This is a genomic window from Kitasatospora sp. NPDC127116 (assembly GCF_042677365.1).
GTDB classification, from domain to species: Bacteria; Actinomycetota; Actinomycetes; order Streptomycetales; family Streptomycetaceae; genus Kitasatospora; species Kitasatospora lactacystinica.
In genome coordinates this window covers 33054-49078 of record NZ_JBHXTL010000008.1, presented here as the reverse complement: position 1 = coordinate 49078, position 16025 = coordinate 33054, and the positions used below count along the sequence as shown (strand labels likewise).

The 16025-nt window shown below is 69.0% G+C and carries 12 protein-coding genes; 5 read left to right on the top strand and 7 right to left on the bottom strand.

Annotation, left to right across the window (positions count from 1 at the left end):
* Nucleotides 1-3: 3 nt before the first annotated feature.
* Nucleotides 4-768: a class I SAM-dependent methyltransferase gene (locus tag ACFVHV_RS05245; RefSeq protein ID WP_380348919.1), complete on the top strand. Its 765-nt coding sequence runs from the start codon at nucleotides 4-6 to the stop codon at nucleotides 766-768.
* A gap of 87 nt (nucleotides 769-855) precedes the next feature.
* Here the strand turns inward: ACFVHV_RS05245 and ACFVHV_RS05240 are convergent, their stop codons facing one another.
* Entirely contained in the window at nucleotides 856-1557 is a 702-nt protein-coding gene (locus ACFVHV_RS05240) for a Tat pathway signal sequence domain protein (protein WP_380348917.1), read from the bottom strand.
* A gap of 44 nt (nucleotides 1558-1601) precedes the next feature.
* On the opposite strand from ACFVHV_RS05240, the gene ACFVHV_RS05235 reads away from it, so the two are divergent.
* From ACFVHV_RS05235 to ACFVHV_RS05220, 4 genes are all read left to right on the top strand, one after another.
* Entirely contained in the window at nucleotides 1602-3185 is a 1584-nt protein-coding gene (locus ACFVHV_RS05235) for a recombinase family protein (RefSeq protein ID WP_380348915.1), read from the top strand.
* Between the two features lie 84 nt (nucleotides 3186-3269).
* Nucleotides 3270-4427 carry a Scr1 family TA system antitoxin-like transcriptional regulator gene (locus ACFVHV_RS05230; RefSeq protein ID WP_380348914.1) on the top strand — a complete coding sequence of 386 codons (1158 nt, stop codon included), beginning with the start codon at nucleotides 3270-3272 and terminating at the stop codon, nucleotides 4425-4427.
* Between the two features lie 81 nt (nucleotides 4428-4508).
* On the top strand, nucleotides 4509-7781 hold the full coding sequence (locus tag ACFVHV_RS05225; protein ID WP_380348912.1) for a hypothetical protein: 3273 nt from the start codon (nucleotides 4509-4511) through the stop codon (nucleotides 7779-7781).
* Between the two features lie 753 nt (nucleotides 7782-8534).
* Nucleotides 8535-9140, top strand: coding sequence for a hypothetical protein (locus ACFVHV_RS05220; protein WP_380348910.1), 606 nt, complete (start codon nucleotides 8535-8537; stop codon nucleotides 9138-9140).
* Between the two features lie 519 nt (nucleotides 9141-9659).
* Here ACFVHV_RS05220 and ACFVHV_RS05215 read toward each other — a convergent pair.
* The 6 genes from ACFVHV_RS05215 to ACFVHV_RS05190 form a co-directional block, all read right to left on the bottom strand.
* Nucleotides 9660-10604, bottom strand: a complete 945-nt coding sequence (locus tag ACFVHV_RS05215; protein ID WP_380348908.1) for a hypothetical protein — start codon at nucleotides 10602-10604, stop codon at nucleotides 9660-9662.
* 65 nt (nucleotides 10605-10669) lie between these two features.
* Nucleotides 10670-10921 (bottom strand): hypothetical protein, encoded by a 252-nt coding sequence (locus tag ACFVHV_RS05210; protein ID WP_380348906.1) that lies wholly within the window; start codon nucleotides 10919-10921, stop codon nucleotides 10670-10672.
* Nucleotides 10918-11436 (bottom strand): hypothetical protein, encoded by a 519-nt coding sequence (locus ACFVHV_RS05205; RefSeq protein ID WP_380348904.1) that lies wholly within the window; start codon nucleotides 11434-11436, stop codon nucleotides 10918-10920. Before ACFVHV_RS05205 ends, ACFVHV_RS05210 begins: the two co-directional genes overlap by 4 nt.
* A gap of 29 nt (nucleotides 11437-11465) precedes the next feature.
* Nucleotides 11466-12995 (bottom strand): Mur ligase domain-containing protein, encoded by a 1530-nt coding sequence (locus ACFVHV_RS05200; RefSeq protein WP_380348902.1) that lies wholly within the window; start codon nucleotides 12993-12995, stop codon nucleotides 11466-11468.
* Between the two features lie 91 nt (nucleotides 12996-13086).
* Nucleotides 13087-14526 carry a glutamine synthetase family protein gene (locus tag ACFVHV_RS05195; protein ID WP_380348900.1) on the bottom strand — a complete coding sequence of 480 codons (1440 nt, stop codon included), beginning with the start codon at nucleotides 14524-14526 and terminating at the stop codon, nucleotides 13087-13089.
* A complete protein-coding gene (locus ACFVHV_RS05190; RefSeq protein ID WP_380348898.1) occupies nucleotides 14523-16025 on the bottom strand; it encodes an amino acid permease in 1503 nt (500 codons plus the stop codon). Before ACFVHV_RS05190 ends, ACFVHV_RS05195 begins: the two co-directional genes overlap by 4 nt.

Below are 16025 nucleotides of genomic sequence, written 5' to 3'. Positions count from 1 at the left end.
GCCGTGCTGGTCAGTGCACGCTCCTTCGCGGAGTACCGGGCGATGTTCGCGCTGGGGGAGCGGGACCTGGAGCAGCGCATCCTGGACTGCCCGGCCGGCGCGGCGAGCTTCGTCGCCGAGGCCGGGCGGCGCGGTGTCGACGCCGTCGCCGTCGACCTCCAGTACGCCGAGCACCGCGAGGAACTGGGTCTGCTGGTGGAGCGGGAGACCGCGTTCAAACGCGAGCTGCTGGTGAAGGAGACCGAGGGCTGGGACCGGTCCTGGTACGCCGACGCGGACGACATGATCCGCCAGTGGACCGCCAACGCCCGTACCTTCCGCGCCGACATCGCCGCCCGACCCGAGCGCTACGTGGCCGGCTCGCTGCCCCAACTCCCCTTCGCCGACGACTCCTTCGACCTGGTGCTCAGCTCGCACCTGCTGTTCTCCTACGGCAACCGGCTGGACGAGGACTTCCACCGGGCGGCCCTGCTGGAACTCGCCCGGGTGGCGCGCCGGGAGGTCCGGATCTTCCCGCTCGTGGTGTACGACACGGGAGTCCGCTACCAGGGGCTGGACCGGCTGCGCGGGGAACTGGCCGAACTCGGCGTCCCGAGCCGGGTGGAGCAGGTGTCCTACGAGTACCGGCCCGGGGGGAACGAGTTGCTGGTGCTCTCCACCGCCGCCCACCGGCCGTCGGCCCGGACCGCACCGGGTGCGGCGGGCGCACCGGGCGCGGCGGAGGCCGTGGACCCGGTGCGGTGGCGGCACCGGGAGCCGGGGACCTGAGCGGCCGGCCGGTCGCGGGCCGGACGACGGGAACCGGGGTGGGCGCGGCGGTGTTGCCGCGCCCGCCCCGGTGGTCCCGCGGGGCGGTCAGTTGACGAAGACCGCCGGGCCGCCCGCCTGGCTGGTGTCGGCCACCGGGCCGTACGTCGCGGAGAAGTAGCCGTCGGCCGGGCAGAGCGTCGAGCCGCCGCTCTTGGCGAAGTGCTCGGTGCGGAACGCCAGGCTGTGCGCGGCGTTGTCGGCGTTGCCGGTGAAGGCGCCGCTCAGCTGGTAGGAACAGGTGATGGTGCCGAACCAGGTGTCCAGGACGGCGGTGGCCTGGATCGTCCCGGCGGACCCGCCGGTGAGGGTGACCGGCAGGCCGGGTGCGTCGGAGACGGTGACGCCGTACGGCAGGTTGCCGACCGTCAGGCTGCGCACCGAGGTGACCCCGGTGACGTTGGCGGTGCACGAGCCGAAGGTCAGCCCGGTCAGCGAGGCGGTCGCGCTGCCCGGCGCCGCCGGGTTGCCCAGCACCGAGGCCGAGAGCTGCGACGTGGCGCAGGTGACGCCGGTGGTGCTGGTCGCGGTCGAGTAGAAGGTGGCCTTGGTGCCGGTGGCGAGCGGCGCGGCGAGCGCGTCGCCCACGGCGACGGCGGCACCGCCCGCGCTCCCGGTGGTGAGCACCGGACCGGCGGCGAGGGGCTGCGGCGACGCGGAGGCGGGGGCGGCGGCCAGTGCGCCGGCCGCGCAGACGGCGGCGGCGGTGACGGCGAGGTGACGGCTGAAGCCCGTCGAACGTACTGGCATTCGTCGGCCGCACCGAATCGCGGTCCTCCCGGAGGATCCCACCCATGCCCGCGTACCACCACGAATCCCCGACCAGGCACCCGTCAACGGACCCGGCCGACTGGCCGGAGATCGATCTGTACCTCCGCAAGTCCAAGGTCGTCCGTGAGGGCGAGAAGCGGGACATCACCTCGATCAGGACCCAGGAAGCCGAGGGCAGGGAGTGGGCCGCGGCGAATCACTACCGGGTCCGGAAGGTGTGGATCGACAACCTGTCCGCCTGGTCGGACGTCGCCCGTCCGGGCTTCGACAACGCACTTGCCGCAGTACTTGACGATCAGGTCCCGGCTCTCTGGTGCTTCGCGCTGGACCGCTTCACGCGCAAGGGCATCGACGACATCGGTCCGGTGCTGGGTAAGGCCCGGGTCATCTTCCACTGGGAGCGACTCGACAGTTCCGACCCCAACGACCGCCGCTGGATCATCGACCGCGCGGAGCAGGCTCGCGAGTACTCGGAACGGCTCAGCTACAACATCCGCACCACGAAGAGGAACCAGCTGAAGAACGGCCAGTGGTCGAGCCAGCCGCCGTACGGAACGGAGGCCACGAAGGACCGGAAGCTCACCAACGGAGACCTGTGGCCCGTCGTGCTCCACATCTTCCGCAGCTTGGCCGACGGCATCAGCGCTCGCACTCTCTGCAAGGCGCTCAACTCCGGTCCGAGCCCGATCCTGTCACCACGGGGGGCGGAATGGGGGGTTTCCACCATCTCGTACATCGTGCACAACCCGGTGTACGAGGGCTGGCAGACCATGAGGCATCCCGAGAGGCCTCTCCAGCCGATCCCCTACCGGAACGAGAACGGTGACCGGGTGCGTGTGTGGTCCGAGGAGGGGACGCCGGTTCCACACGAACTGGCTGTGCGCGCCCGGCAGATGCTCACCGGCGGAACCCGCCTTCCCGTCCAGTCGGTGGGAAGCAACCGCAAGCGGCATCTACTGACGGATCTCGCCAGGTGCTCCGGTTGCCGCGGATCGGCATCGGCCGACGGACAGAGCCATCGGTGCATACGGCACAGGGCGGGACAAAGCTGTTCTGCCCCCGTCTCCGTGAACCGAAAGGTTCTGGAGCCCTGGGTCGTGGAGGCTTGGTTCTCCCGGTTGAACGGTGCCGAGATCGACGACCCGCTCTTGATCGTAGCGGCCGAGCGGTGGACCGGCTATCAGCACCCGGAGACAGCGGAGCAACTTGCCGACGCCGTCGCCGCGCTCGCTGCAGCGGAGGCTGCCGTCCAGCGGCTGGCCAAGCAGCAGGCGGACGGATTCTTCGAGCCGCCGTTCGACACTCATCTGCCCAAGCTCCAGGCCGAGGCCAGGGCCGCTTTGGTGGCTGCCAAGCAGAAGGTGGCCGAGGCGATGCCGAAGCGCCTTGACGTCAGTTGGTTGTTGGAGGACGGTTCCATCCGTGAAGCGTGGGGCAGGGCTGGCCATGAGCTCAGGCGTGAGCTGATTCGCCTCCTGGTGCGGCGAGTAGTCGTCTCGAAGGGGCACCGAGGAATCCCGTTCGACGGCATGTCCCGGGTTGAGATCCACTGGCTGGACGAGCCGGACCCCTGGGCGGCCCAGGAGGAAGATTCGGCAGAAGTGTGAGGCTGCCAGGTCGGGCCATCGGCCTGTGATGAGCTGACTGCCGTCGCGGAGCGGGAGGCCTCCCGACTGCGGGCTCCAGCCGGCGTGACAACCCGCTCGCCTGCGCCGGAGCTGGGCTGCCCGCTGTGCAGGGCCTACCGTGCGGACCTGCTCCACCGCCCGCACGCGGCAATGACCTGGCTGCGACAGGTGGGCGCCGCGCGGGCCGAGGCGTTCGAGGCCCGCCTGCGCGCCCCGGACGCGCCGCCCACGACGCTGCTCCTCGACTCGGACCTGCTCCGCCGCCCCTACGGCGACCCGGGTGTGCACGCCGAGCAGATGCTCCACCTCGCCCAACTCCAGTGCCCCCCTCGACCCGCCGCTGCAGCTCCCGCTCCCGCACCACCGTCGAACCCCGAAGCTCGACGTCCCGGCCCGGGCAGGCCGAGACATCGAACTGCCCGGGCCCCTTCGTGGTCCGAGAACCGAGCACCCTACCGACGACGTCCGGCCGCACCAAGTCGTCTCCGCTGCGGACCATGGAGGAGTCTTGCTCCTTGGACCCCGGAGGTCGCATTGTCCTCAGCCGCTGTTTCTCCTCTCGTACTTCTTGCTTCGCGTGGTGATGCACACTTCGATCATCGGGTTTCGGGATCTACGGTGGGGAAGTTCCACCTGGGCGGACCATTGCGGAGGAGGGAAGCCGGAGAAGGAGGATGGCTGGTCTCCACGGCATCGAGGGACGTGGCAGCAGACCTGGCCCGGTTGCTGGTTCTGTCCCCCGAGAAGAGGCCCCCGGGGGCTGGAGGGGCGACCCATGAACTTGATACCCACCGAGCCGAGTTTCAGATTTCACTCGACGGGCCGCAGTCACTTTCCCTGAGGATGGTCATGCGGGGGCGTAGTGGAATGCGAACCTGCGACGGGGTTCGCCTGCTGGAGCCGACAAGTGCCGCAGGAGCCGCGTGCGGATGCCCACCCACCTGGGGCGAACGCCGTGCGCTGTCCCGGACTGGACGAGGACCGAAGCCAGAGATCACCGTGAGGTTCAGGTTGGTCGAAGAGCCGGGGATCGGGCACTTCGACCTCCAATCGTCCTCATGGGCGCTGGTGGAGGACGCTCACCTCGTGGCCGCGGCCCTGGCCGTAAGGGGCTCGACGACGGCGCTCTTGCGCATCGACCGGCCTGTGGTGACCACTCCGCACGGGGTAGAGGTTGTGGGCCGCCGTCCGAGGCTTCAGCTACTGGGTGGTGGTCTGTGACTCTTGTCGGCGATGCCCTTGACGCATTGCCGGAGTGCCTGGTGATTCCAGGCGGGATGGACAAGGGCGCATAATTTTCCTATGGGCGCACTCCTTGAGCCAGCGGACGGGCGTGATTCGGCAAACTTGGATAGGGACCGGTGGGCTTTCCACTGGACAGATCCCAACCTCAGGGAGCCACCGGCTTCGGGCGTGCCTGGAAACTGCCCTCCCGGCGAGGATCTCAACCTGGCAATCGGGTGGGACCGGTTCGAGAAGCTGCTGTTGGCGGTCGTGAGCGGCGCCCGCGGCCTTCATGGTGTCAAGTTCCGGCGGTACGGGGTTCAGGGGCAGGCGCAGTACGGCATCGACCTCGCGGGGCGGGAGCCCGACGGCGGTTATACGGTCGTGCAGTGCAAGGATTACAGGAGGTTCACGGCGGGTGATCTGCGTGCTGCAGTCGAACTGTTCGCTCTCGGGAAGCGTCCGTTCGGGGCAGAGAGGCTGATCGTCGCCACTTCGGCAGAGACTCAGACAACTCAGGTTGCCGACGAGCTCGCAGTTCTTCAGGAGCAATATCCAGAGCTCGATCTGGACCTGTGGGGAGCCGAGCAGATCAACGATTTCCTCCGGTACCGAGCGGATGTGGTGGCCCGTTTCTGGACCCGCGAGACGGCCGCGACGTTCTGTTCAGGGTCGCCGTTGCCTGGAGTGCCGATGCCGCCGCTCGACCGTCAGGAGCAGGCTGACCGGATTCTCCTCGGCCCGCTCGACACCAGCGACGTGAGGCCGATTTTGCGTGAGGCCGACAGGAAGCTGGACGGAGACCCGGGCGCATCAGCAGAGCTGTACCGTGATCTGGCAGATCGCCTGACCAAGGCCGGATTCCGTGGTCATGCGATCGTCCTGCGGAATAAGCAGCTCGACGCTCTCCGTAGGGCGGGCCGACTCGGCGAGACGGCCGAACTTGCTGCTCGTCTTGCCGTCATGGCCCTTCACCATGGGGACTGGCATGAACCCAGGCGACTCTCATACATGCTCCAGAGCATCGTCCAAGAGGCAGGAGCGAAGGGCTCCGAGAGCGCGGCGGATGTCGTGTATCACGCTCGACTGGTCAAAGCTGCTGTCAGCGGTGATCTTCATCCGCTGGGGGAACGGGCCGACCTTCGTGCCGAACTCGAGTCCGGGACTGATCGGGACATCGTCTATCTGCCGGCGCTGGTGCTGCACCTCGCGGAGTCGGTGCTGGCGACCGAGCCTGAGAGTGTCGATGAGCTCGACGGGCTTGTCAGGGCTGCAATCGGTCAGGCCGAACGACATTTAACGAGTGACGCCGACGAGGACATCCTCCTGCGTCTGCGTCTCGTTCGGGCGGAATACAGAGCAGAGGAACGTCGACGGCTCCTGCGGGCAGCGAAGTTGAGGAGAGTCGAGGGACGATCCCGAGCACTCATCAATGCTCGGGAGGCGCGCCGGTGCTGCCTGGAGGGGCGAGCAGAGGAATCGCTCGAACATTGGCGGGATGCGATTCACGACGGAATCCTTGTCGGCATGGCGGAGGAGGCGGGCGACTGGCTCTATGCCATCCGAGCATTGAACGTGAACTACGGGCCCTGGGATGATCTCGATGACGACCACAGGCTCGCTCAGGCCCTGCGCGGAACGGGCACCTCACGCCTGCTGAATCGTGTGCGCAACCCACGGGAACGTGCGATGTCGAACCACGCCAGCGGCAATGCCATCGAAGCCGTCCATGCAGCCCGGCGCTGGCTCACGGACAGCGTTGTGACCGCAAGTTGGCAGTCTGAGAACGATGCGCTCGCCTTCCTCGGCGATCTCTACCAAGACAATTCCGAACCTGGATTGGCCGCTCGTTGTTACCAGCGGGCGGGCAGACCGAAGAAGGCGAAAGAGTTGGCAGATGGTGTGGGAGACCTGCTGCTGCCGTTGCCGGACTTCAGTGGGGCACCCTGGTGGGTGCTTAACGCCGGTGCCGTACTGGTCGACGCGCAGGCGGACCTGATCGACGATTCCTCGGCTTCAACGCTCCTGGGCCAACTGATGGAACTTGCGGCCCGCGGAAGGCGGGGTGAGCTCAATGAATCTCCTCACCTCACCTTCACGACCCAGGCGGCGAAGAGTGCGTGTGCCCTGGCTGGCCGTGGCACATCGGCTCAGGCGGCCGCACTCCTGGACTTGCTCGCCGCAGATGTACGGCGTTCGGAGCATCACTACCGAGAGACTGACGAAGCGCACGCCGATGCCTGCGTCGAGATTGCGGGAGCACACCCGGAGCTCGCTTCGGCCGCTTTGCTGCGTCTGTTCGATCTGGCGGATCAGGGTGTGGATCGCGCGCTCTCGTTGATCCTGGATGCCCGGGTGCTGAGCTTGCTGGGAGCTCCGTCGCTTCAGCGCAGGGGCCCCCATCCATCGGTCAGGTACGAAGCGCTTCCGGCGGAGACCTGTCAAGCGCTGGGCGCTCGCGTGCGAGACCTCTCCGGGCGTGGGCACTACCTGGTCCCACTGATCCACGACGAGTTCGATCCCGGTGGCTCGGAGGTACATTTCCGCAGGCAAGACGCGAGGGACCGCATCCTGAATCGGCCGTCCCCTGATTCGAGTCGGGTGGAGATCGGAACCACGATGGTTGCTGACTCCGCCCTCGTATCCGGTCTTGGCATAGAGGATCGACGCCGGTGTCTGGCCAGGCTTCTGGCCACCGCCGAAGACTCCCGTGAGATAGCTTCCAACAGGCAAGATGCGTTGATCGCGGCGCGTAACCTCGTGCTCGACATAGACCAGTTGGACACCAGTGAGACGTTCCGGGTGGCCGAGCAGTGTGTTCTCGGCGCGCAGGATGGAAGCCGGCTCGACGAGTTGGTAGGGGAACCGCACCCCCTCAGCTCGTTCAAGATGAACATGGGGTCCGCCTCGTTGCGCGGCTGTGGACTGCGGCTTGCTGCTGCCGCCGCTTCAACGGACAGTCAGCGCCTCTGGGTTCGAGAGCACGCGGTAAACATGCTGCATAGTGACGACAAGGATGATGTTCAGAAGGCGACCCATGTCCTGGCTGGCCTTCCCAAGGCTTTCTCGGAGGACATCGATGCAGACCTCTTGTCAATTCACAGCCATGTGAACGTCCGGCAGCTTGCTGCCGTGCTCTGTGCCCGGAATCCGGATCGGTATCCGGGGACTCTGATGAGGCTCGCGGCTGATGCGAATGCCAGAGTCCGTCGTGTGCTGGCGGAGGAGTTGTCCACAGTCCCTGAGGAACGGCAAGCGGGTGTGCGCCAGGCGCGGGAGGCTCTGCGCCGCGATCCCAGGTCCAGCGTTCGCATCGCGGCGTGGGGAAAGGAGCGGGATGTCGCGCAGTAAGGTGTGTTGCGTTCGCTTCCTTGCGCTCAATCAGCACTGGCCCTGTAGCTCGATTGGCTGCCTCTCTACCAGGCGATGGGGTTGTGGTGGAACTTCATCGGCAGATCCGGCGAGGAGATCGTACAGGCGCGGAACGACTGGGAGAGGGGTTCCCGGTTCGGTGGAGGCCATGGCTATGACGGTGCCCGACTGGTGTGCGGTCGAGCGCGCTGACCAGTGGAGACGCTGGCTCGCGGGACTGTGTCTGGTACCTGTGGGCTGGCGAACTTCGGCACCCTCTCGGGCCGTGGGGCGAGGGTGCCTCCGAGTCAGGGGGCAGCACCCACTTCGATATCCGGTTCGCCGACCCCGCTCTTCGCTCTGGAGCCGACGGCCACGGCCTGCTGGAGGGCCCGAGACTGGCCACCCGCTGCTAGCGACGGGGCTACCTCCTGAAGCCGTGGCTATCATGCGAGGCCAGCCGGGCCGGCTGCTCACTTGAGACGTGGGCATCGGCCCGCCGGCCGCGGCGTCGTCGCGCCCCTCGATCACGGTTTGGCATTGACCGGGTCCGACCGGAGGCGCGCTTGCCAGCAGCCCTGTTGTCCAGGGCCTGGGCAGCGGACCTGCTTGAGGCTGGCGTGGTCGGCGCCCTCCCGGGAGGCTGGTGTTTCACCGTTTCGGTGGCACGCGACCAAGGCCTGCGGGATCGTCATCTCCGACGCCCCAGGAGAGGGGCAGCGGATCGGGCAGACGGTCGGTTGGAGGAGCGCGATGAGTGAGCGGGAGACGTGGTCGACGGGCGAGTTCGGCGACTCGCACAAAGGCTCGGTCGGCGTGCTGCTGGCCGACGGCACCGTTCCCGGTCCGGTCTTCTACGAGACGAGCAGTAGTGGGGGTGGGCGGTCCGTTTCGCAGTGGTACGCCTACGATGGGGCTTTCGACGCCCCGCGGGCGCACGCGTTGCGTGGGGTGTGCTCCTGTGGGTGGGCCGGTCCCGAGCACGTGCTGGACTGGGACGAGATCGGCGACCAGGAGATGGCCAGGGCGGGTGTCGGCGCAGCGATCGAGTGCGAGAGCGGCTGGTGGGACACGCACATCGTCGAGGTGGCGGCGACGGCGGTGCCTCTGCCCAAGACGGTCACCGATCTGCTCAGCCAGTTGACGGAGGAGATCGAGAAGTTGGGGAGCACGAACCCACTGGCCGCCGTGCGGGCGGCCCGCCAGCTGGAGGTGATCGCCGGGGAAGTCGCCTTCTGGCCCGCCCGCAACGCCGGGAGCAACAGCAGTTTTGAGCAGGCCGCTGCCGCCCTCGGCCGCAACGAAGCAGATGCCGAGCGCTTGCTGGCCCGGTTCAGCCGCTCTCGCCGGTACGGCTGAGTTTCTCCGGCCCTCGTTGCCGTCGCTGTGAATGCCGGCTGCTCGCCCCAGACCGCCCGAAAAGTCGGCAGCACGACGTCGATCAGGCCAGCGGTGATGTCGGCGACTGCTGGAGCCGAGGCGGGCCGAGGCGAAGGTAGTCGTGCTACCTCTCCAAGGGGCGGTGAGTACTACCCGCCACTGCACTGGGCCGCCCTCGCCACCCCGTTGCTGCCCCTCGAAGGGGCGGTGAAGCCCTGACCCACCGGGGCGGCGGTGGCTGGCTGGTGGAGTCGCCGCCGGTCGTCGCGCACGTGCTGGGCACCGTGAGGGACTGGGGGGAGGAAGCGAAGCGCCGCAGGTTGTGTTTTGGCAGCTGAACGGCGCTCCTGCCCCGGGTGCCCAGTAGAGAGTTGTAGACGGTGCCGCTGACGTCGGCGACCTCCAGAAGAGTGATCGTGTTGGCTTGCCAGCTCGGGCGGCCATCAGGTACAGCCATGGGGTGCCGCCGGGGGTAGTTCTGTGGGCGCCCGACCAACTTCATCGGGCGTCGCTGGAGGCGGTGGCCGGACAGGTTCCGCCGAACAGGAGGGTCATGACGACGGCGTGGGTACGGGTGCGGGCTCCGATCGTGGTAGTGGCTCGGGCGACGACGCCGCCGATGGTGTGCTGGTTGATGCCGGTCATCCGTGCGACCGTGTGCACGTCGTGGGTGGCAAGCAGGGTGAGCACCTGGTGGTCGCGTGGGTCGATTTCCGGGAGCTTGTCGGGCAGCGCTGCGCATAGCTCGGCGGTGTCGAGCAGCTCCGAGAGGATGAGGTCGGCGATGGCGCGGGTGCGGTCGCTGATGCCTCGGCGGCGCATCACCTTCGACATGGCGTTGGAGGCGCTGCCGGCGGAACAGCCGAGCTGCTCGGCGACGCTGTCGTAGGTGTGCCCGAGGGCGAGCTGCACGGCCACGTCGTGCTCGTGCCGGCTGAGTCCGTTGCTGTTCTTCGCGGCCACCTTCAGGGATCCGGAGCGGCTGACCAGGATCCGGCGGCACTTGCTGGCCCGGGCCTCTTGCAGCGTCAGGCCGGTCGTGATGACGAGGCAGGCCTCGACCGGCAACCCGAGTGCAAGGGCTGCGGCCCCAAAGGGGTTAGCTCCCTGTTCGCGGTGCTCCAGTGCACCCACCGACGCCGACCACACGTTGGTGACGCGCTGCGCGACCAGCATGTCGGTCACGTGGAAGCCCAGCCGCTGGACAACCAGGGCACAAGGGATGGCCATGGAGCCTGCGCGCATCAGCAGTCGCAGCAGCGGGGCGGGGTCGGTGGCCGGCACCGGGGTACCCATGGCCAGGAGTCTGGGATCAGCTCCGGATAGACGGGTGGCAGGCAGCTGTACGAGCGCGCTCGCGTCGACGAGGACGCCCTTGCGGTTGATCAGGTGGCGGTCCATATCGCGGGCCGTCATACCGTCGGCAGGTTGTAAGGTGCTCATCTTCTGTCTGGGGTTGCTGGGGTGCGGCCCTGGCCCGAAACGGCCGCCATGGGGTGGTGCGGTGTTCATTCGTTCGGCGGGAGCGGGTGCTCCGGGGACGCGTCGGACCGGCGCTTCGGCGCAGAACGAACGGCGAACAGGCGGTCGGCGACGGCCAGTGTGCCGAAGGCGGTAAGGGCGAAGGTCGCCAGGTAGAGCGGCTGGGAAGCGTTGGCCCGGTGCTGGACGAGGTACAGGACGGCGGCCCCGACCTGAAGCCCAAGGAGAAAGCAGATGAACCCGACCGCGGCCCTGCTCCCGGTGCGATGGGTGTTCACGCGGCCTGTCCGCGGGGCACAGTGCGGCGCAGCGGTTCGGCGGGCCACGTGGGGTCGATGTCGCTGAGGTAGACCAGGCCGGCCAGGACGGCGGCGATGCTCGCCTGCACCTGGGTGCGCACGCCCAGCCAGGCACGCAGGTCTCGGCCGTAGCCGCGCAACGTGGTGGCTGTGACGTCGAAGTCGACCGTGAGTTCCAGGGCGGTGCGCCCGCCGACCCATCCCACGAGCACTCGGTACAGACGCGGGGGAAGGCAGATCGGGGTGGTGAGCGCGGTGCAGGGCTCCGCGGTGGCGGTGATGATGCGGTGCGCGGTACCCCAGGCGGCGAGCTGGGCTGCGGTGCGGGTGTTGGTGACCGCGATCAGGTTCTGGATGGCGGGGTTGATCTCGGTGTTGTCCCAGGGGAGTTCGGGGTCGGCCGCGATCGTGCGGATGGTGGATTCGGTGGCGATGTGGCCGAGCAGACGGACCTGCTGTTCAGTCAAGGTGTGGGTGGGCCAGGCGGTGGCCATGGTGGCGTCTCCGGTGGTCGACGGACGATTCACGGGCGCCCGGTGTCCGGGGCGCCGGTCTGTGCGAGGCGGTCCAGCAGGCTGGAGCCGAGCCGCTCGGCCTGGCCGGTCCCGATGACCAGGACGAGGTCGCCCTCGGCGGTCATCTCGAAGAGCCGCTGCTCGGGGCCGGCTTCGCACGGGCCGCAGCGGACGCGGTGAACCGCGCCCGGGCCGAGGACCCGGACGGCGGCCCGCTCGACGGCGTCCAGTGGGTCGTGTTCCTCGTATGTGGCCAGCGGGGTGCTGACCGGCAGGAGCAGCGCGTAGTCGGCGTCGCCGAGGGCGGCGCCGAGGTCGCTGGCATGGGCGCTCGTGCGGGCGATGCCGTCAGGCTCCAAGGCGACGATCACGTTCCCCTCGGTGAGCATCCGCGCGGCCATGACGTCCTGGGCGACCTCGCGGGGATGCCGGGCACGGGAGTCCACCACGGTGATGCCGCACTGCGTGCCGAGCACGGCGAGTGAGCGCTGCACCCCACGAAAGGTGCCGACGCGCTGAGCGACAGCCTGAGGGTCCTCGCCGGCGGCGAGGGCCGTGGCGATGGCGGCGCAGGCCGCCAGGGCGTGGTGGCGACCGGCGACCGGGACAGTGAACTGGTGCCGCACGCCCTGGTGATGGAGGGTGAGAAGGTGCTCGCCGCCGAGCCAGCGGGGCGGGAGAACCCACACGTCGGCGCTCTCGTAGAGACCGACGGTCACCACAGCGGGGCCGGGACGGTCACTGAGTCTCTCGTGCACGATCTTGGCGCCCTTGTCCCACAGCGGCAGTACCACGGTGCCGGACAGGCGGGCGAGGTTGGTAACGGCGTTCAGGGCCTCGATGGTGTCATCGAAGTGCGGGGCGTTCCTGGCAGCGGCGGTGATCAGCGTCACCGCGGGTTGCGGCCGCCGGTACGGCTTCGCGGTGTTGGGGCGGTAGTTCCAGGACCCGAGGGGAGCGGCCTCGTGGGTGGCGGTGTCCGGACACAGGTCGACCACCAGCCGCCGCTCGCCGGCCTGCCCCGGTGCGCGGTTGCGGGCGGGGGCATTGAGGATCCAGCCGGTGTGTCCGTCGTCCAACACGGTGGCGAGCATCGCCGCCGCTGTCGCGGTGTCGTGGCTGCCGCCGACGGCCACCAGCTGCCGGCCGAAGCCCGCAGTCAGCGAGGCGAGCGCGTGTGCGCGGGAGAGCACCGGCAGGCGCAGCTCCTGCGCGTGGTCGAGTTCAGGGTGCGGATCGGTCACCACCCCCGACCACACCATGCAGGTCCGGTCCTCGCGGACGTGTCGGGCGTCGAAGCCGACCGCGACACCGACCCCGGCCTCGCGCAGCCGAGTGGCAGCGGCACTGTCCTCGTCGGCGAGCGCGATGCTGCCGGTGACCTCCAGTCCGCGGGAGACCAGCCACAGTGCCAGGCCCTCCATGCCGGGGGCGGCGGCATCGACCAGGTGCGCCCGGGTCAGCACGTCGGACCGGTCGGGGGCGGGCTTCGCGTTGCCGTTCGTGTGGGGTCGGACGGCGGTGTCCACGGTCTCCATGGAATTCTCCAGCAGGTGAGGGGTGAGGGGTGAGGGGTTGGACCGAGCCGGCCGCAGGCCCGGGGGTGTGGCGCCGCGGCCGGCCCGGGGCTCATGCCTGGGTGAGACCGCGCTCCAGCTCGGCGTCGGTGACGCGGGCAGCGTGGTGGTCCAGATCCAGGTGGGCGACACCGGTCAGGTGGGCGACGACCTGCTCGTCGAGTAGCTCGCTGGCCAGCGTGCTGGCGTCGAACGCGGCGACGGCCTCGGCCAGGGATCGCGGCACGAGCTCTGCCTGGCGATTCAGGTAGGCATCGCCGGAGGTGACGGGCGGGGGCTTGAGGCTGGCCTCGATGCCGTGCCGGATTCCGGCCAGGACGGCCGCCAACGCCAGGTAGGGGTTGGCATCCGCGCCGGGCAGCCGTACCTCCAGCCGCAGGCTGCGGCCGTGCCCGACCACCCGCACCGCGCACGAGCGGTTGTCCCGCCCCCAGGTAAGGCGGGCGGGGGCGAAGGAGTGGTCGGCGAAGCGCTTGTAGCTGTTCACGTACGGAGCCCACAGCGGGCCGGTCTGCGGCAGCACCGACAGCAGCCCGGCCACGGCCTGCTCGCCCAGCTCCGACAGCATGCTCCCGTCCTCGGAGTCAGCGGCCAGCACTGGCCGGCCGTCGACGTCGTGCAGCGAGACGTGCATGTGCAGGCCGCTGCCGACCCCGGTGGACGGGGCCGCCATGAACGACGCCACCATCCCCTGCTCGTCCGCCGTCGTCTTCGCGGCGTGTTTGAACAGCACGTGCTGCTCGCACGCCGCCGTCACCGGCCCGTAGGGGAAGGTGACCTCCAGCTGGCCGTGCGCGCCCTCACCTTTCACAGCCTCGACGGGGAGGCCGGCCCCGGCGAGGAACTCCCGCAGTCGCCTGCTGAACTCCCGCGCCGGCACCGGTAGATCGAGCGCGTAGTCGCGGTTGTCCCATGTGACGGGACGAAGGCCGCGCCAGCCAGCCACCACCGTGTCCCGGGCCGCGCCATCGTAGAGCACGAACTCCGTCTCCACTCCCACCATCGCCGTCAGGCCGAGACCGGCGAGGCGGTGCTGCTGTTCGGCCAGCACGGTGGCCGGGGCGAACGGGTGCGGCCAGCCCTTGCCGACCGGCTCGGCGAGCACCACCGCGGTGGACGGCAACCACGGTAGGACGCGAGCACGCTGGGTGTCGGGCAGCAGCCCGATGTCGCCGAACCCGGACGACCAGGAGAACGACCCGGTCGCCGGGGCGGTCATCCCGAGGTCGGTGCCGATTACGTACCCGCACATCTCCGGGGAGAGCCGGCCCGACCGGAGCCGCTCCACCAGTCCGGCCGCGTCGTACTCCTTGCCCTTGAGCCGTCCCTGCACATCGATGGCCGCCAGCAGCACCGTTTTGATGCCGAAGTCGTCCACCAACCGGTGCAGCGGCCCAGTCGGGGAGGCCACCTCCAGCGAGTCGCCCGCGGCTCGGGCCCGGGCGGCCCGCATCGTCAGGTTGGTGCGACCTGTGCGACGGCGGCTCGTCACACGACCTCCTCGGTCAGCTCGACCAACTCGGCCGACTGCTGGACCGGCGGCGCGTACGAGCGCCCGGCCTTGAGCCACCAGGCCCACGCCAGCAGCAGCACAACCGCCAAGGCACCTGGTGCGTAGTTGAAGGTGTCGACGGTCACCGGGTAGCTCTGCGGCAGGCACACCAGCACGCTCACCACGGTCACCCAGCCCACCGCGATCCACCCGATCAGCGGCCCCCGGCGGCCCAGGTTCCACGGCCCGGGCTGGAACCTGCGGCCCCTGCGCAGGCGGAGGTAGATCGGCACCGCGTACGCCGGCGTCATCCCCACGACGTTGACGGCGGTCACCGCCCCGTACGCGGTCGTGCTGTACAGCGACGGCAGTGCGAGCACCAGCGCCGCCCCCACCGACAGCCACACCCCGGCCGCCGGCGTCCCGGTACGCTCCGACACCCGACTCCACAGTGCTGATCCGGGCAGGGCCCCGTCCCGCGCGAAGGCGAACACCATCCGGCTGGCGGCCGCCGTTTCCGCGTTCCCGCAGAACAACTGCGCCACGATCACCACGACCAGGAGCGACTTCCCCCCGGTCGTCCCGAGCGCGTCGATGAAGATCTGCGCGGGTGGCACACCAGTGGTGGTGCCGAGGACGGCGTCGTAGTCCTGGACGGCGAACAGCAGGCCGGCGAGCAGGACGGCGCCGGCGATCCAGCTCACCCAGATCGAGCGGACGATCCCGCGGGGCGCCGACACCGCTGCCCGGGTCGTCTCCTCGGACATGTGTGCGCTCGCGTCGTAGCCCGAGAACGTGTACTGCGCCAGTAGAAGGCCGACCGCACTCACGTAGATCGGGTTGCTCCAGCCGGTGTTGTTGACGAAGTGCCCAACCACCCAGCCGGCGTCCTGGTGTCGGCTGGGCACGATCGCGAGCGCGCCGACGATCAGTACGACGCCGCCGATGTGCCACCACACCGAGATCGAGTTGAGCACGGACACCCGCCGCACCTCCGGCAGGTTCAGCAGCGCGTGGAGCAGCAGGACGGCCACGAAGATCCCGAACAGGCCGGCGGGGGTGGGCTCGTAGCCGAACTGGAGGTTCAGGAAGGCCCCGATGAAGCTGGCGGCGCCGTAGTCGATTCCACAGATGCCGCCGATCAGGCCGAGCAGGTTGAGCCAGCCGACCAGCCAGCCCCACCGTGGCCCGCCGAGTTGGTGGGCCATGAAATACAGCCCGCCGGAGGTCGGGTAGGCCGAGGTCACCTCGGCGAGCGCCAGGCCCACGAAGAGGACCATCGCCCCGACGACGATCCAGCCCCAGAACATCACCGCCGGGCCGCCGGTGTTCAGGCCGAAGGCAAACATCGTCATGCAGCCGCTGAGGATCGAGATCACGGAGAACGAGCTGGCGAAGTTGCCGAACTCGCCCATCCTTCGGACAAGTTTGGGCTCGTATCCGAGTTGGCGAAGCCGTTCCTCGTCGGTCGGCGGCGGCGCTGCGTGGGCGGGGGACAT

Bases quoted from the DNA above. Each gene is read 5' to 3' on its own strand.
- ACFVHV_RS05235 (WP_380348915.1), top strand. From the start codon at position 1,602: ATGCCCGCGTACCACCACGAATCCCCGACCAGGCACCCGTCAACGGAC.
- ACFVHV_RS05205 (WP_380348904.1), bottom strand. From the start codon at position 11,436: ATGGCCACCGCCTGGCCCACCCACACCTTGACTGAACAGCAGGTCCGT.
- ACFVHV_RS05225 (WP_380348912.1), top strand. From the start codon at position 4,509: ATGGGCGCACTCCTTGAGCCAGCGGACGGGCGTGATTCGGCAAACTTG.
- ACFVHV_RS05200 (WP_380348902.1), bottom strand. From the start codon at position 12,995: ATGGAGACCGTGGACACCGCCGTCCGACCCCACACGAACGGCAACGCG.
- ACFVHV_RS05190 (WP_380348898.1), bottom strand. From the start codon at position 16,025: ATGTCCCCCGCCCACGCAGCGCCGCCGCCGACCGACGAGGAACGGCTT.
- ACFVHV_RS05220 (WP_380348910.1), top strand. From the start codon at position 8,535: ATGAGTGAGCGGGAGACGTGGTCGACGGGCGAGTTCGGCGACTCGCAC.
- ACFVHV_RS05240 (WP_380348917.1), bottom strand. From the start codon at position 1,557: ATGCCAGTACGTTCGACGGGCTTCAGCCGTCACCTCGCCGTCACCGCC.
- ACFVHV_RS05215 (WP_380348908.1), bottom strand. From the start codon at position 10,604: ATGAGCACCTTACAACCTGCCGACGGTATGACGGCCCGCGATATGGAC.